The organism is Variovorax sp. J22P240 (assembly GCF_030316855.1).
In the GTDB taxonomy this organism is placed as follows: Bacteria; Pseudomonadota; Gammaproteobacteria; order Burkholderiales; family Burkholderiaceae_C; genus Variovorax.
In genome coordinates this window covers 144976-160497 of the sequence record NZ_JASZYR010000002.1, presented here as the reverse complement: position 1 = coordinate 160497, position 15522 = coordinate 144976, and the positions used below count along the sequence as shown (strand labels likewise).

At 60.7% G+C, this 15522-nt stretch carries 14 protein-coding genes; 13 read left to right on the top strand and 1 reads right to left on the bottom strand.

Features of this window, described 5'->3' with window-relative positions; genetic code table 11:
• Window positions 1-19 precede the first annotated feature (19 nt).
• From QTI24_RS07630 to QTI24_RS07575, 13 genes are all read left to right on the top strand, one after another.
• Window positions 20-994: a TraG/VirB4 family ATPase gene (locus tag QTI24_RS07630; protein WP_286599512.1), complete on the top strand. Its 975-nt coding sequence runs from the start codon at window positions 20-22 to the stop codon at window positions 992-994.
• A gap of 35 nt (window positions 995-1029) precedes the next feature.
• Window positions 1030-1815 (top strand): hypothetical protein, encoded by a 786-nt coding sequence (locus tag QTI24_RS07625; RefSeq protein WP_286599511.1) that lies wholly within the window; start codon window positions 1030-1032, stop codon window positions 1813-1815.
• A gap of 11 nt (window positions 1816-1826) precedes the next feature.
• Window positions 1827-2930 (top strand): TrbL/VirB6 family protein, encoded by a 1104-nt coding sequence (locus tag QTI24_RS07620; protein ID WP_286599509.1) that lies wholly within the window; start codon window positions 1827-1829, stop codon window positions 2928-2930.
• The gene (locus QTI24_RS31475; RefSeq protein ID WP_353506087.1) at window positions 2927-3433 is read left to right on the top strand and encodes a DUF4189 domain-containing protein; all 507 of its coding nucleotides are present in this window, start codon (window positions 2927-2929) and stop codon (window positions 3431-3433) included. The genes QTI24_RS07620 and QTI24_RS31475 overlap by 4 nt, the downstream gene beginning before the upstream one ends.
• An 83-nt stretch (window positions 3434-3516) precedes the next feature.
• Entirely contained in the window at window positions 3517-4044 is a 528-nt protein-coding gene (locus QTI24_RS07615; RefSeq protein ID WP_286599507.1) for a hypothetical protein, read from the top strand.
• The gene (locus tag QTI24_RS07610; protein ID WP_286599505.1) at window positions 4041-5510 is read left to right on the top strand and encodes an XVIPCD domain-containing protein; all 1470 of its coding nucleotides are present in this window, start codon (window positions 4041-4043) and stop codon (window positions 5508-5510) included. The genes QTI24_RS07615 and QTI24_RS07610 overlap by 4 nt, the downstream gene beginning before the upstream one ends.
• Window positions 5485-5844: a type IV secretion system protein gene (locus QTI24_RS07605; protein WP_353506086.1), complete on the top strand. Its 360-nt coding sequence runs from the start codon at window positions 5485-5487 to the stop codon at window positions 5842-5844. Before QTI24_RS07610 ends, QTI24_RS07605 begins: the two co-directional genes overlap by 26 nt.
• A 301-nt stretch (window positions 5845-6145) precedes the next feature.
• Window positions 6146-6643 carry a DUF4189 domain-containing protein gene (locus QTI24_RS07600; protein ID WP_286599502.1) on the top strand — a complete coding sequence of 166 codons (498 nt, stop codon included), beginning with the start codon at window positions 6146-6148 and terminating at the stop codon, window positions 6641-6643.
• A 45-nt stretch (window positions 6644-6688) separates the two neighbouring features.
• Window positions 6689-7294 carry a hypothetical protein gene (locus QTI24_RS07595; RefSeq protein WP_286599501.1) on the top strand — a complete coding sequence of 202 codons (606 nt, stop codon included), beginning with the start codon at window positions 6689-6691 and terminating at the stop codon, window positions 7292-7294.
• Window positions 7291-8760 (top strand): XVIPCD domain-containing protein, encoded by a 1470-nt coding sequence (locus QTI24_RS07590; protein ID WP_286599499.1) that lies wholly within the window; start codon window positions 7291-7293, stop codon window positions 8758-8760. The genes QTI24_RS07595 and QTI24_RS07590 overlap by 4 nt, the downstream gene beginning before the upstream one ends.
• A 69-nt stretch (window positions 8761-8829) precedes the next feature.
• Entirely contained in the window at window positions 8830-9450 is a 621-nt protein-coding gene (locus tag QTI24_RS07585; protein ID WP_286599497.1) for a hypothetical protein, read from the top strand.
• A 64-nt stretch (window positions 9451-9514) separates the two neighbouring features.
• Window positions 9515-10837 carry an XVIPCD domain-containing protein gene (locus QTI24_RS07580; RefSeq protein WP_286599495.1) on the top strand — a complete coding sequence of 441 codons (1323 nt, stop codon included), beginning with the start codon at window positions 9515-9517 and terminating at the stop codon, window positions 10835-10837.
• Between the two features lie 33 nt (window positions 10838-10870).
• A complete protein-coding gene (locus QTI24_RS07575) occupies window positions 10871-12550 on the top strand; it encodes a type IV secretory system conjugative DNA transfer family protein (protein WP_286599493.1) in 1680 nt (559 codons plus the stop codon).
• A gap of 8 nt (window positions 12551-12558) precedes the next feature.
• On the opposite strand, the gene QTI24_RS07570 is transcribed toward QTI24_RS07575, so the two are convergent.
• Window positions 12559-15426, bottom strand: a complete 2868-nt coding sequence (locus tag QTI24_RS07570) for an aconitate hydratase (protein ID WP_286599489.1) — start codon at window positions 15424-15426, stop codon at window positions 12559-12561.
• Window positions 15427-15522: the final 96 nt, after the last annotated feature.

Genomic DNA, 15522 nt, shown 5'->3' with positions numbered 1-15522 from the left:
CCTCGCGCTGGAGAACGGCATGCCCACCGGCTTCAACCCCTTCCATTGCGAGCGCACGGAAGCCAGCGTGCAGTTCCTCTCCGATCTCACCAAGGTGCTGGCCGGCAAGGCCGTCTACAGCTCGCGAGAAGAGGACGAGATCTTCCGCGCGGTGGAAAGCATGCTCGACACGCCAGTGCATCTGCGCAGCATGACCAACTTCCAGAAGAGCCTGCCCAACATGGGCGACGACGGAGTCTTCATCCGCCTGCGCAAATGGACCGCAGGCAACGCGCTGGGCTGGGTGTTCGACAACCCGGTCGACACCATCGACCTGGAGCGCGCCAACATCATCGGATTCGACTACACCGAGATCATCGACAACCCCGAAGTGCGGGTGCCGGTTATCAACTACCTGCTGCATCGTCTCGAGGCATTGATCGACGGCCGACGACTGATCTACGTCATGGACGAGTTCTGGAAGATCCTCGACGGTCAGGGCGGGCTCAAGGAGTTCGCGAAGAACAAGCAGAAGACCATTCGCAAGCAGAACGGCCTCGGCATCTTCGCCACGCAGAGCCCGGAAGACGCGCTGGCCAGCGACATCGCCGCTTCGCTGATCGAGCAGACGGCGACCATGATCCTGCTGCCCAACCCCAACGCGAGTCGCGAAGACTATATCGATGGACTGAAGCTCACCGAGTCCGAATACCAAGTGGTGGTCAGTCTTGATGAGCGCTCGCGCCGATTTCTTGTCAAGCAGGGACACATGTCATCGGTGTGCCAGCTCGACCTGCGCGGGATGGACGATGCGTTGGCGGTCATTTCTGCGTCGACGGACAACACTGAAATCATGCATGAGGTGCTGCGCGAACGTGCAACTGCCGAAGGCGTGGCCGTGGACGACTTGCGGCCCGAACAGTGGCTGCAGACTTTCTACGAACGCCGCAAAGGCAGCGGCAAACAAAAGCCGGCAAACCCGGCGCGCGACACACGTCCGGTAACTGCGCACTGAGAGTTTCCATGAACCGACGACCAAGGATCACGCTCATGAATAAGACCCGACACCATGTGTCTCTACGCAAAGCCGCCTCCACCTCGGCCCTCGTGCTGGCCAGCATTCTGTTCACCGGTCCGGCCAGAGCGCAATTGGCAACTTTCGACTTCGCTGCCCTCGGCCAGGCAATCGCGCAATATTCCGCCCAGGCTTCGGAATACGCAGAGCAGGCGCAGCGCTGGGCCGAAACCGTACAGCAGTACCAGAAGCAAGTCGCGCACTATCAGCAGATGATCGCCAAGGTCGCGAGACTCGACTTCTCGGTCCAGCCCACGAACACCCTAACCCCCATCACCGACATCTCGGGCATGGTCGCTCAGGCTTGCCCTGGGGCTGGCAACAGCGTCACGGATACCGCCTTGAGCATCGTAGGGCTCTCTTCGCTGGACCTGAATGGCAATCTCGCAGTCAGGCAACGAACGATTTGCCAGCAGATCACACTCCTGCAGATCGACAAATACAACGAGACCGCCAAGATGCTCGAACGCATGAGCCAATACAGTTCCCTGCTTCAGAAAATCGATCAACACCGCGATCTTGTCCAGGGAATCAGTTCCGTCGGAGATCTCCAGGCCAACACCAATGAAGCCGTGCGCAATGCCAACAAACTCGCGAAGGAAATGAGTGACTGGCAAGCACTCATGGCAGCCAAAGATGCCGCGATCCACGCACTTCAAGCGCAGCAAACCACCGTGGCCAAGGTCCGCTTGAAAGGCAGCCCCAAAACCGTCCTGGGCGAGATCGTTCAAGCAGGCGCTTTTGCAGCCGCATTCAACTAGGCGCAGCCACGATGACCACCAGTATTGGCGATTTCGTCTATTTCGCACTGATCTACAAATGGCTTAGTGAACGGATTGCGCAATTCGGCAGCGATGTCATGGCTCGTACCATGGTGTGGGTCAGCGCAATGGCAATGATCCTTGTCACGCTCTGGGTGCTGATCCAGGGCTACCGCATGATCACCGGCCAGTCGCGCGAGCCGATGATGGCCATAGTGTCGAGCATGGGCAAAATCGCGGTGGTCGTCTCCGTGGCCTCCACCATGTCCCTGGGCAGCATCCAGCTGCAGGACTTCTTCACCAGCGGGCTGGCGCGCGAGATCAGCCGTCTCGTCACCGGCTCGGACAGTTCGCCCGCCAGCATCATCGACAAGAATCTGGCCTACACCCAGTTGGCCATGGGCGCCATCGATGCCGTGTATGTGCCTATAGGCGATCTCGCCACCGCAGACGAGAAGGCACGCACGATGCTGATCGCCACGCTGGGCACGGCAGGCCCGGCCATGGCCGCGGGCGCCATGCTGCTGCTCTATCAACTGGCCATGGCGCTGTTCATCGGCTTCGGGCCGCTATTCATCCTGTGCCTGATCTTCGATCAGACCAAGGAGTTGTTCCGCCGCTGGCTGATGCACGGCCTGGGCACGCTGTTCTCGCTGGCGGTGCTCAACTTCGTGGTCTCCCTGGTGCTGGAGATGACGCTGCGCGTCGCCGGCGCACTCTGGGGCACCGAAGTCATCTCCCGCATCACGGGTCAGGGCGCCGAGGGCTTCTCCAGCCAGGCCATGCAGCAAGGCGGCGTCGGACTGCTGATGACCGCACTGATCATCTCTACGCCTCCTATGGCTGCGATGTTCTTCAACGGGACGATGGGCAACTTCATGTTCCAGTCGGCCTTCAGTGGTGGAGGGGGTGCCCGCATGGGCTCGCAGGGGCAATTGATGCAGGGTGGGGGATATGGGGGGAATGCGCCGCCAACCAACACGCAACAATTGAATGCGGGAGACAAAGGCGTCGATACCAGTCGGCTCAACTCTGCATCTCATCGCAGCAACGGCGTCACGGCACCGTCGGACACAGTCAAGCCTTATCAGGGCGGGCCGGGCGTGCGCGCATGAAGCCCCGGTTTTTGTTAGCTCTACTCCTGGGCCTGTCGAGCTTGAGAATTACCGCGCATGCGGAGGGCGGATGCCCACCGGGATGGATGCCATACAGCAGCACCAATATCAGCTCATGCGGTCTTATTCCTGGCTACAACAACCCGCAACAGCAGGCGGCACCGCAACCTACGCCGCCACGGTGGGCGGATCGGTGGGGAGCTGTTGTCGCCGACATACCAAGAGGAGTTGTGGGCGCCTCCGCCAATATGTTCAATCGGCAAGCGGCCGAGCAATCGGCCATGGCCGATTGCTCGGCCCAGGACGGTAAGAATTGCAAGCTCGAAACCTGGTACAGCAATGGCTGCGTTGTATTGGTCGTGGGTGACGGGGGATACAACGTCACTGCTGAGGCCACCCTAGATCGGGCCACAGCATTGGGTACGAAATTTTGTACCGACGCCAAACGCACCAACTGCCACGTCTACTACTCTGCCTGCAGTCCGCCAGTACGAATTCAATAGACCAAAAGAACGATATGAGGTCACATCTTTCCGACGTCTTGTTCACACTCCTAGCGCTCTCCACGTTGGCATGCCATTCATCCATGAAAACACCCGACATCAAGCAGAATCCGCATCCGAAGATGCGCTATGAAATCACTCTGACCATTCAGGATGCGCCAGGGCCGTTCGAGTCGGTGGAGGGGTATGTCTATTACGAAGTGACGAATAAGGAATGCTCGCCGGAAAACCCGATCAGTGGCACGTGGGGCCAGCGACCAACCGCGAGCATTCCACTTGTCTTCACCCCAATAGCTGACGGCGTCTACACCGGCACGGTGTATCTCGACCTGTTGCAGGACGAGGATTATTTTGGACTCGGAGTGTGTCATTGGAAATTTGGCACGGCAGGAGCATCGCTAAAAGCCAAAGAAGTAGGGTTCACCCCGGGAATTTCCTCGGCCAGTATTGCTACGGGTCGGTCAGAGACAACGTATTTCTCCAGAGAACACTATGTCGACACCACCGCCAAGGGCATGTCTTTCGGCGGTGTTCCTCTATCGGCCTGGATCACCAAACAGCCAGATAGATTCTTCTCTGCGACGTTGATCGCCAAGGAGCAACTCGAATGACCATCGGTACTCATGAGCATGCGGTCTTGGCAAACGACACCTATGGGGATCGCTCTAAGAACTTAGGCAAAGACCCCGTCCCCATCGATGGCGTCAACTACAAGGTTCTGGCTGTCGTTGATCGACCCTCCGGCTACCAAGGCACAGCCTACCAACGCGTTGACACCGGCGAATTCATCATCGCCCATCGCGGCACCGAGTCGATCAACGACGGCATCACCGACATCGGCATGGCGCTCAGAGGCCGCAGTAACCAACTCGATGACGCGCTGGCATTTACCAAACACGCCGTGGAGCTGGCAAGGAAAACCGAGTCCAACTATCCCCACTCCATCGCCATCAGCATCACCGGTCATTCCCTGGGCGGCACCTTGGCCGAGATCACCGCGGCCAAGTACGACCTGCCCGCCGAGACGTTCAATGCCTATGGCCCCACCAACCTGAAGAATCTCAAGGACTACGGCGTCAATATGCATGGCCAGTATCCGAACATTGTCAATCACGTGCGCGCCACTGATGTGGTCGGCGCGGGCAGTGCTCATCTCGGCGAGGTTCACACGTATGCCGCGCCGCAAGATATCGAGAATCTGAGGCGCGGGCGCTATCTCGAATCGGGGTCTTTGTACCTGCCCACCAATCCGCTGCTGACCGCCGATCTGTCGGCGCACAAGATGGGCAACTTCCTGCCGAACAACGATGTTATTGGCGAGTCGGTCCTCTCACCGGTGAACGAGGCAAGAGCACGCGCATATCACGGCGCGATTGCGCACTACCGTCGGGATGTGGTTCAGGGACGCATTGACCTGGCGGCGATCGCCCATCGCGCGCCTTCGCCATTGCACCAATTCAATCCGCTCGACACCGGTGTCAAGCTCAAGGCGCAAGCATTGGATGCGGGGGTGACCATGGGCGGGCATGCGGTGGCCGACGGGGTGGTGCAAGCGGGGCGTGCGGCAGTTCAAGGCGCGAAAATCGTCGGCGATGGCGCTTCACGCACCTATAGCTCGCTCACTGGCTCCCTGTTCGGCAGCAAGCAAGCAACTCCATCCCCGTCGCCTCCTCTGAATCAACCGGCCCACCCCGCCCATGCGCTGTTCAAGCAGGCCCAGGTCGGCGTACACAAGATGGATGCCGATGTTGGCCGCGCACCCGATCCGCGCAGCGACCAACTGGCCGCCTGCCTTGTGGTGGCCGCACGCAGCGATGGGATGAACCGCATCGACCATGTGTCGCTGAGCACCGACGCCTCCAAGGTGTTCGCAGTGCAGGGTGCGTTGAATTCGCCGCTCAAGCAGATCACGAGTGTGCCGACGGTGAAGTCACTCAATACGCCGATTGCGCAAAGCAGTGCCACTTTGCAGCAGGCTATGCAACACAAAGCGCAGGACCATCAGGTGCCATCGCAGGTCCAGCAGCAAGATCGCCAGCAAGCGCAGCGCCATGCAGGTCCGGCAATGTCCATGTAGTCCGATGGCGATGCATTGCACCATTCAGGGCTACCGCATGATCACCGGCCAGTCGCGCGAGCCGATGATGGCCATGGTGTCGAACATGGGAAGGATCGCGGTGGTCATTTCTCTGGCCTCCTCCATGTCCCTGGGCGGCATCCAGCTGCAGGACTTCTTCACCAACGGGCTGGCGCGCGAAATCAGCCGTCTCGTCACCGGCTCGAACAGTTCGCCCGCCAGCATCATCGACAAGAATCTGGCCTACACCCAGTTGGCCATAGGCGCCATCGATGCCGTGTATGTGCCTACAGGCGATCCCGCCACCGCCGACGCGAAGGCGTCCGACTGCTGATGACTGCGCTGATCATCTCTACGCCTCCTATGGCTGCGGTGTTCTTCAATGGAACGATGGGCAACTTCATGTTCCAGTCGGCATACAACAATCCAAGCGCTCCAGCTCGCATGGGGTCGCAGGGGGAACTGATGCACGGTGGTTTCACCGGCGGGAACGCGCAACCGAAGTCCAGTCCAGGGCAATCAAGCGGAGGCAGTCAAGGAAATCCGGGAGCCCTCACTAACCCACGTCCACTCGGCACAGCCAACACGGCATCACCAGACATGATCAAACGCTATGAAGGACCGGAGACGCGTGTATGAAGCACTTGGCAATGTTGAGTCTGTTGCTGGGCCTGCTCGGTACTAGTGTCGCCGCGCATTCAGAGGGAGGATGCCCACCAGGGTGGATGCCTTACAGCAGCACAAGTATGAGTTCATGCGGTTTCATTCCTGGCTACAACCAGAAGCGAGCGGCACCTCAACCTACGCCACCGCAGTGGGCAGATCGATGGGGGGCAATTGCGACGGATGCGTCGCGCGGCGCCGTGGGGGAAGCCAAGGACTTTCCAAGTCGACAGGCGGCCGAGCAGTCAGTCATCGCCGACTGCCGAGCCAAAGGCGGCACCGATTGCAAGCTCCAAGTTTCTTACGTCAACGGTTGTGGTGCCTTGGTCGTGGGTGATACCGCATTCGTCGCTGATTGGGGCATCACCCAAGAGGATGCCGCTCAAAAAAGCCTTCGCGTCTGTAGTGCGGACACCACCAACTGCCACGTCTATTTCACCACCTGCAGTCCGGCAGTACGGTTTCGCTGAAAAGCGCATGCAGCTATACACCAAGGATTCGATAGCCGCGCAACCATGACACGCCTCGTTGTCCTCCTCGCCATCTTTCTCGCCATCACCACTACCGCCTGTGGATCGACCGTGAAAACACTTGACATCAAGCAGAATCCGCATCCGAAGATGCGCTACCAGATCACGCTGACGATTCACGACGCCCCAGGGCAGTTCGAGTCAGTCACTGGACACGTGCAATACGCGATCACAAATGAGCGATGCGCACCAGAGAACCCGGTCGCAGGCGTGTATCTCCCACCACCAAACCAATACATCCCTTTCGTTGTCACACAAGTGGCTGACAACACCTATACCGGCACGGTGTATCTCGACCTGCTGCAAGACGAGGATTACTTCGGAAAAGGCGTATGTCATTGGGCGCTGGCTCATGCCGGCATGGACTTGAAGGCCAAGGAAACGGCATTCGGAACAAGCATCTCATTGAGAGACATCGTGGCGCAAAAACCGTCTACGGAATATCTCTCCAGGACAACCTACTTTGACACTTTGCCTGCCGATCGCCGTGAGACTGGAATACCGGTTGGAACGCCGGCTTCTGAGTACGCGCACAAGAATCCTCAGAGATTCTTCTCCGCCACGCTGACGGCCAAGGAGCACCTCGAATGACCACCGGCACTTATGAGCATGCGGTTTTGGCAAGCGACGCCTACAAGGATCGTTCGAGCGATGTCGACAAGGACCCCGTCACAATCTATGGCGTCGACTACAGGATTCTCGACGTTGCCGATCGATCTTCCGGCTACCAAGGCACGGTCTACCAGCGCGTCGATACGGGCGAAGTCATCATCGCCCATCGCGGCACCGAGTCGATGAAAGATGGCATCACCGACGCCGGCATGGCACTCAATGGCCGCAACAACCAACTCGGCGACGCAATGGCGTTCACTCAGCGCGCCGTTGAAAAGGCTAAGGGAAGCGAAGCGAAACTGGGGCGACCTGTCGGAATCACCATTACTGGCCACTCGCTAGGCGGCACCCTCGCGGAGATCACCGCCGCACGCTATGGCGTGCCAGCGGAGACCTTCAACGCTTACGGCCCCGCCAGGCTGAAGAACCTCAAGGAGTACGGCGTCAATGTGCATGGCCATTATCCGAACATCGTCAATCACGTGTGCGCCACAGATGTGGTCGGAGCGGGCAGCTCCCATTTCGGAGAGGTTCATACGTATGCAACGCCGCAAGATATCGAGAGCCTTAGGCGTGGGCGCTATCTCGAGGCGGCGTCGCTGCACCTACCAACAAACCCACTACTCACCGCCGATCTCTCAGCGCACAAGATGGGCAACTTCCTCCCTCACAACGAGATCACCGGAGCCTCCATCATCACGCCAGTAAACGAGGCACGGGCGCGTGCCTATCGGGGAGCCATCGAACACTATCGGCAGGACGTGGCGCAGAGCGGCATCGATCTGGCGACAGTGGCCCATCGCGCTCCGTCGCCGCTGCATCAGCTCAATCCGCTGGATCCCGGCGTCAAGATCAGATGGCAGGCGATAGACGCCGGAACTGTGATGGGTGCGGCTGCCGTGGTGGATGGTGTCACGCAAGTAGGTCACGCAGCAGCATGCGGAGTGAAAGTCGCCAGCGACGGCGCTTCGCGTGGCTACAACTCGCTCACCGGCACCTTGTTCGGGAGCAAGACCGCCGCGTCAACCACCTCACCGAGCATGGATCAACCGACCCATCCCGATCACGCGCTTTTCAAGCAGGCGCAGGCCGGCGTCCACACCATCGATGCCCAGAATGGCCGCCCGTCCGACGAGCGCAGCCACAGCCTCGCAGCCGCCCTTGTGGTGGCCGCGCGCAGGGATGGCCTGAGCCGCATCGATCATGTGGCTCTGAGTACCGATGCCTCCAAGGTGTTCGCTGTGCAAGGTGCATTGGACTCGCCGCTCAAACAGATCACCAGCGTGCCGACGGTGAAGGCACTCAATACGCCGATCGCTCAGAGCGACCAAGCCCTCGATGCATCCATGCAGCGAAACCCATCGGAGCAATGGCCGCAGAAACAGGTCCGGCATCCAGAACCGCCACAGGCACATCGAAACGCCGGACCGGCCGCGACGATGTGAGGCAGCTTTTTCACTTTAGCCTTCACAATGAATACTCCCTTCACTTCTCCTTGCGCGCTCGTGCTGTGCTTGGCACTGGCCGGCTGCAATACATCGGAAGGCACGTCATCGACGCCGGCGTCGGCGTCCGCAACAACTCCCTCCGCCTCAGCACCCGCTCCGGCAACGCCCCAAGCTTCCGGCCCGAGCGAACTGCGCGCCCTCGAAGTCAACGGCGCCAGGGTCCTCAGTTCCCAGTTCGGCGACTTGAACGGCGACGGCCGATCAGACGCACTTGTCGTTGTCGATCCGGCCAGCGAAGGCCAGGCAGCGGGCAAAGGCCCATCACGAACCGTTCTGCTGCTGATTCGCGATGCCGACGGGCACCTTCAAAGGGTGGCGCAGAACGATCGGATCATTCCTTGCGAGCGGTGCGGGGGCCTGGCGGGCGATCCCTTTGGCTACGCGCGCATTGACAAAGAGGGGTTCACCTTGGTGACCGAAGGTGGCTCTCGCGAGCGCTGGGGGAACGAGTTCACCTTCAAGTTCGCGACCGAGCAAGAAGCCTGGATTCTCGAAGTGGTCCGGCGAGGAGTCCGAGACACGGCGACAGGCGCCACGAGAAAGTTCACCCTGACCGCGAAGCAACTGGGGAAGGTGAAGTTCGAAGACTTCGATCCGTCGACCTTGCCGTCGGCGAGATTGCCCTGATCGCGCCCCTGCTTTGAAGCAGAGAGCCATCTTTTTATCAGAAGACTAGAAATGGGAGCAGAACATGACTAGAGATCGCGAAACCCAAGTATTGATGGCCGCCATGTCAGCGGGGGTCAAATCCCCAAAGGAACTGGCCAATTTCATGGCGCAGGTGACCCACGAATCTTCGGACCTTAAACGCCTGGAAGAGGGCTTTCGCTACACGAAGGGCATTTCCCAGATCCCCGTGGAATCGGCCTTGAGGGAAGGCTCGAAGGCTCTGGAGGCCGCTCGACTCGAAGCGCTGCGCGGCAACCCGGAAAGGCTGGCCGATCTGATGTACGGCGGCAGGATGGGAAACAGCGATACCGGTGACGGCTTCAAGTACCGCGGTCGCGGCTACATCCAGTTGACGGGGAAGAACGGCTACCGCGAAGCGGGCGATGCGTTGGGACTCGATCTTGTCAAGGATCCAGATCTGGCCGCCGATCCAGGCAATGCCGCGAAGATCGCGGCTTGGTACTGGAACAAGAATGTGCATCGCGTCGCTCCGGAGAACGTCATCAAGGCGACTCACGTCATCAACAACGGCGAGAACGGCTTAAAGGACCGCAAGGCCCGCTTCGCCCAGTGGGAGCAAAGACTGACTCCCGAAGTTTTTGCGCATCTCGCTCAAGGCGAAACGAGGCTCACGGAACTGGCCGAGAAGCATCCTCAGTCAAAGGCTGCACCTCATCAAGCTGAAGTCGCATTTCGCCAAGGCGCCCACGGTCATGCCGTGGTCGAATTGCAAGCCCAACTCAAGGCATTGGGCTACACCGATGCACATGGAAGAACGCTTCAGGCAGACGGCCACTTCGGCGCCAACACGCGTCACGCCGTCGAAGCCTTCCAACGCGATAGCGGACTGCCCGTGAATGGCATCGCCGCGCGTCACACCTTGAGCGGTATTCACGAGGCGAACCCGCCGCAGACGACAGCCCGGACCACGGCCTGCCTCAACGACGCCTCCCACGCAGACCACGCGCTGTTCAAGCAGGCGCAACGTGGCGTTCATGAAATGGATGCCAAGGCCGGCCGAACGCCTGATCAACGCAGCGACAACCTGGCCGCAGCGTTGGTGGTCGCAGCGCGCAGCGACGGCATGAGCCGCATCGACCACGTGTCGCTGGGCACCGACGCCTCCAAGGTATTCGCGGTGCAAGGTGCATTGAACTCGCCGTTCAAGCAGATAACCAGCGTCCCGACGGTCGAGTCGCTCAACACGCCCGTCGCTCAAAGCACACAAGCCTGGGATCGAGCCATGCAACAAGCGACATCCCAACGCCTGGAGCAGCATGCTTCACAACCGACGCATCAGACGCCGCGCCAGCAAGCTCAGCCCTCACTGGCGCAAGGCCACTGAGGCCGAGCACGGCACTCCTCAGGCGACGATTTCGTGAACAAGGCCAAATGGTATGGGGCAATCGGTCTGACCTTGATTGCTCTTGTTGCAGGCAACTATCTTGCTGGATTCAGCATTCTTCTACTGCTCCGGCTCGGCGCGGATTCCCTCCAATGGGACACCTACCTGGGCTACCTTCGGGCATTGGACCTTCCACAGGTGCAGCCGTACGCCAGCCGCATCCAATGGGCTGGCTACGTCGGATTTGGGCTGCCAATCGCACTAGGGTTCGCTTTGCTGTTCTTGCTCGCTAGAACGAAGGCACCCTCGATCCACGGCGATGCCCGCCTCGCAAACGCAGGCGACCTGAGCAAGGCCGGCATGTTCAAGCCATCGAGCGACGGCATCCTCGTCGGCAAGTTCAAAGGCGACCTCGTCCGATTGAGCGGCCAGCAGTTCGCGATCCTGGCCGCGCCGACGCGCTCCGGCAAAGGCGTGGGTGTGGTCATCCCCAATCTGCTGGAGTACCAGGAATCGATGGTCGTCCTGGACATCAAGCAGGAGAACTATGAACTCACAAGCGGTTGGCGCGCCAGCCAAGGGCAGCAGGTATTCCTGTTCAACCCTTTCGCGGAAGACCGGCGATCGCACCGTTGGAACCCGCTGAGCTACGTGTCGAATGACCCCGCCTTCCGTGTCTCCGACGTGATGAGCATCGCGGCGATGCTCTACCCGGAAGGTTCCGATGATCAGAAGTTCTGGGTCAGCCAGGCCCGAAATGCCTTCATGGCCTTCACGCTGTATCTGTTCGAGAAATGGGAGCACGACGAGGCGAACGCGCTGACCGAGGAAATTCGGGACGCGCGAACGCTCGGCAATGTCTACCGTTTGTCGTCAGGCGACGGAAGCGATCTGCGCGAGTTCTACCAAGGCCTCGCCGGCAAGGCATTCCTGAGCGGACATGCGCGATCCGCCTTCGCGAACCTGCTGTCGCAGGCAAACGAAACCTTTGCGTCGATCCTCGGCTCCTTCAAGGAGCCTCTCAACGCCTGGATCAACCCGGTCCTGGACGCAGCGACCAGTGCGGACGACTTCCTCCTGACCGATGTCCGGCGCAAGAAGATGACGATCTACATCGGCATCCAGCCCAACAAGCTGGCTGAAGGCCGATTGATCGTGAATCTCTTCTTCAGCCAGCTGATCAATGTCAACACCCGGGAGTTGCCGCAGAACAACCCCAGCCTGAAGCATCAATGTTTGCTGCTGATGGACGAGTTCACCTCCATCGGCAAGGTGGACATCATTGCCAAGGCGGTGTCATACATGGCCGGCTACAACATCCGGCTACTGCCCATCATCCAGAGCGTGGCGCAGCTCGATGCCACCTACGGCAAGGAAGTCGCCCGCACCCTCATCACCAACCATGCCTTGCAGATCGTGTACGCGCCCCGCGAGCAGCAGGACGCCAACGACTATTCAGAGATGCTTGGGTACACGACAGTGCGCAAGGAAAATCTCACTCGCAGCCGCGGCGATGTGTCACGTGGCCAGTCCGAGGAGCGACGTGCGCTGATGCTGCCGCAGGAACTCAAGGCGATGGGGCCGGAAAAGGAGGTCTTTCTGTACGAAGGCATTCCTCATCCGGTGATGTGCGAAAAGATCCGCTACTACCAAGACCGCTACTTCACTGCGCGCCTGCTGCCCAAGGTAGTAGTCCCGGCTCTTGCGATCTGAAGCGCAGGCTACGCCGCCAGCAGCTGCCGCAGCACGAACGGCAAGATCCCGCCGTGCTTGTAGTAGTCGACCTCGATCGGCGTATCGATGCGCAGGCGCACCGTCACTTCCTGATGAGTGCCATCCGGCCGGTGAACGACGATCTTCACGTCCATCTGCGGCCTGAGTTCGCCGCCGATGACCACGTCGATCTTCTCGTCGCCCGTAAGGCCGAGGCTCTCCCATGAGTCCGCGCCGCGGAACTGCAGCGGCAGCACGCCCATGCCGACCAGGTTGGCGCGGTGAATGCGCTCGAAGCTGCGCGCCACCACCGCCTTGATGCCAAGCAGCTGCGTGCCCTTCGCAGCCCAGTCACGCGAAGATCCGGTGCCGTATTCCTCGCCACCGAAGACGACGGTCGGCACGCCCTGACCCATGTATTTCATCGCCGCGTCGTAGATGAACATCTTCTCGTTGCCGGGCTGGAAGAGCGTGAGTCCGCCCTCCTCGCGCGAACCGTCCGGCCCGGCGGGGATCATGAGGTTCTTGATGCGCACATTGGCGAAGGTGCCACGCATCATCACGTCATGGTTGCCGCGGCGCGAACCGTAGCTGTTGAAGTCGGCCTTCGACACGCCATGCGCCTTGAGCCAGATGCCTGCCGGTGAGCTTTCCTTGATGGAGCCTGCCGGCGAGATATGGTCGGTCGTGATCGAGTCGCCGAACAGCGCCATGATGCGCGCGCCCGTGAAGCCGGCGTCAGCCGCGTGCGGCTTCATCTTAAAGTCTTCGAAGAACGGCGGCTCGGCGATGTAGGTCGACTTGGGCCAGTCATACACCTGCCCCTTCGTGCCCTTGATGCTGCTCCAGAGCTTGCCCGGGTTGTCCTTGATCTGCTCGTAGTTCTGGCGGAAGGCCTTGGCGTTCATCGCAAAGCGCAGGTTGTCGTCGATCTCCTTCATGCTGGGCCAGATGTCGCCGAGATAGACGTCCTGGCCCTTCTTGCCCTTGCCCACCGGCTGGGTCATCAGGTCGACCATCACGTTGCCGGCGATCGCATAGGCCACCACCAGCGGCGGCGAGGCCAGGAAGTTCGCCTTGAGGTTGGGATGGATGCGGGCCTCGAAATTGCGATTGCCCGACAGCACCGCGGCACCGATCAGCTTGTTCTTGGTAATGACCTCGTTGATCTCGGGCGTGAGATCCCCTGCGTTGCCGATGCAGGTGGTGCAGCCATAGCCCGCCAGATAGAAGCCCAGTTTTTCGAGGTACGGCAGCAGGCCAGCCTTCTCGAGGTACTCGGTCACGATGCGCGATCCAGGGGCGAGCGAGGTCTTGACGTGCGGTTTCACGGTGAGGCCGGCTTCGACCGCCTTCTTCGCCAGCAGGCCGGCGGCCAGCATCACGCTCGGATTCGAGGTGTTGGTGCAAGAGGTGATGGCGGCGATCAGCACGTCGCCGTTGCCGATCGTCACCTGGCCCTTGGGCGGGGGAGGCGCGGTCGCGCCCACGTGGGCCGCAGCCTTGGTCGAGCGGTTGGCGACCATCTCGACCACTTGGCGCGGCGCGCCGGGCGGCGGCGGCGCGGCTTCCTGCTCGCCGGTGCTGCCACCATGCGTCAATGGATAACGCAGCTTCAGCGTGTCGGCCGGCTGGTTGAAGCCGTTGGCCTCATTGGGCTTGCTGTAGAGCTCGGAGAACTTCGTCGCCAGATGGCCCAGATCGATGCGGTCCTGGGGCCGCTTCGGACCGGCCAAGCTGGGTGATACGGTGCCGAGGTCGAGCTTGACGACCTTGGTGTACTCCAGTTCGCCAGGGGCCGGCATGCCGAAGAGGCCTTGCGCCTTGTAGTAGGCCTCGAAGCGCTCGATCTCGGCCTCGGTGCGGCCCGTGCCCTTGAAGTAGGCGACCGTCATTTCGTCGACCGGGAAGAAGCCCATCGTGGCGCCGTACTCGGGCGCCATGTTGCCGATGGTGGCGCGGTCCGGCACGGCGATCGATGCGGCACCGGGGCCGAAGAACTCGACGAACTTGCCGACCACCTTCTCGCCGCGCAGGATGGCCGTGACATAGAGCACCAGGTCGGTCGCCGTCACGCCCTCGCGCAGCTTGCCGGTGAGCTCGAAGCCGACCACGTCGGGCGTGAGCATGTAGACCGGCTGGCCCAGCATCGCGGCCTCGGCCTCGATGCCGCCAACGCCCCAGCCCACGACGCCGATGCCGTTGATCATCGTCGTGTGGCTGTCGGTGCCGACCAGCGAATCGGGGTAGTACACCGGCGGGTCGCCCTTGTCGTGCGGGCTCTTGTAGACGCCGCGCGCGAAGTATTCCAGGTTGACCTGGTGGACGATGCCGAAGCCGGGCGGCACCACGCCGAAGGTGTCGAAGGCCTGCATGCCCCACTTCATGAACTGATAGCGCTCGTTGTTGCGCTGGAACTCGAGCTTCATGTTGAGGTCGAGCGCCTTGGGCGTGCCGTAGTAGTCGACCATCACCGAGTGGTCGACTACCAGGTCGACGGGCACCAGCGGCTCGATGGTCTTCGGCGACTTGCCCAGCGACTGCGCCACGCTGCGCATCGCGGCCAGGTCTGCCAGCAGCGGCACGCCGGTGAAATCCTGCAGCACCACGCGCGTCACGACGAAAGGCACCTCGTCCGTGCGCTCCGCATTGGGCGACCAGTTCGCCAGTTGCTCGACGTGCTCCGCCGTGACCTTCTGCCCGTCGCAGTTGCGCAGCACGGATTCGAGCACGATGCGGATCGAAACCGGGAGTTTCTCGACGTTGGGATATTGCTTGGCGAGTTCCTTGAGCGACCAGTACTTGCCGGATTTGCCCGACGCAGTCTTGAAGGTTTTCAGCGTAGGGGCAAAGGCGTGCGCCGGTTCTTTGGCCATAAGGAAACTCCTGTGATTCGTGGAAGCTCCTGAAAGATAGCAGGGATCGATGACATCGGTGTAGCCATAACGTGAGAGGTCATGGCCTGCCATCCG

Excerpts from the sequence above, each read along its gene's own strand:
- QTI24_RS07630 (WP_286599512.1), top strand. The coding sequence starts at position 20 with ATGCCCACCGGCTTCAACCCCTTCCATTGCGAGCGCACGGAAGCCAGC.
- QTI24_RS07625 (WP_286599511.1), top strand. The coding sequence starts at position 1,030 with ATGAATAAGACCCGACACCATGTGTCTCTACGCAAAGCCGCCTCCACC.
- QTI24_RS07620 (WP_286599509.1), top strand. The coding sequence starts at position 1,827 with ATGACCACCAGTATTGGCGATTTCGTCTATTTCGCACTGATCTACAAA.
- QTI24_RS31475 (WP_353506087.1), top strand. The coding sequence starts at position 2,927 with ATGAAGCCCCGGTTTTTGTTAGCTCTACTCCTGGGCCTGTCGAGCTTG.
- QTI24_RS07615 (WP_286599507.1), top strand. The coding sequence starts at position 3,517 with ATGAAAACACCCGACATCAAGCAGAATCCGCATCCGAAGATGCGCTAT.
- QTI24_RS07610 (WP_286599505.1), top strand. The coding sequence starts at position 4,041 with ATGACCATCGGTACTCATGAGCATGCGGTCTTGGCAAACGACACCTAT.
- QTI24_RS07605 (WP_353506086.1), top strand. The coding sequence starts at position 5,485 with ATGCAGGTCCGGCAATGTCCATGTAGTCCGATGGCGATGCATTGCACC.
- QTI24_RS07600 (WP_286599502.1), top strand. The coding sequence starts at position 6,146 with ATGAAGCACTTGGCAATGTTGAGTCTGTTGCTGGGCCTGCTCGGTACT.
- QTI24_RS07595 (WP_286599501.1), top strand. The coding sequence starts at position 6,689 with ATGACACGCCTCGTTGTCCTCCTCGCCATCTTTCTCGCCATCACCACT.
- QTI24_RS07590 (WP_286599499.1), top strand. The coding sequence starts at position 7,291 with ATGACCACCGGCACTTATGAGCATGCGGTTTTGGCAAGCGACGCCTAC.
- QTI24_RS07580 (WP_286599495.1), top strand. The coding sequence starts at position 9,515 with ATGACTAGAGATCGCGAAACCCAAGTATTGATGGCCGCCATGTCAGCG.
- QTI24_RS07570 (WP_286599489.1), bottom strand. The coding sequence starts at position 15,426 with ATGGCCAAAGAACCGGCGCACGCCTTTGCCCCTACGCTGAAAACCTTC.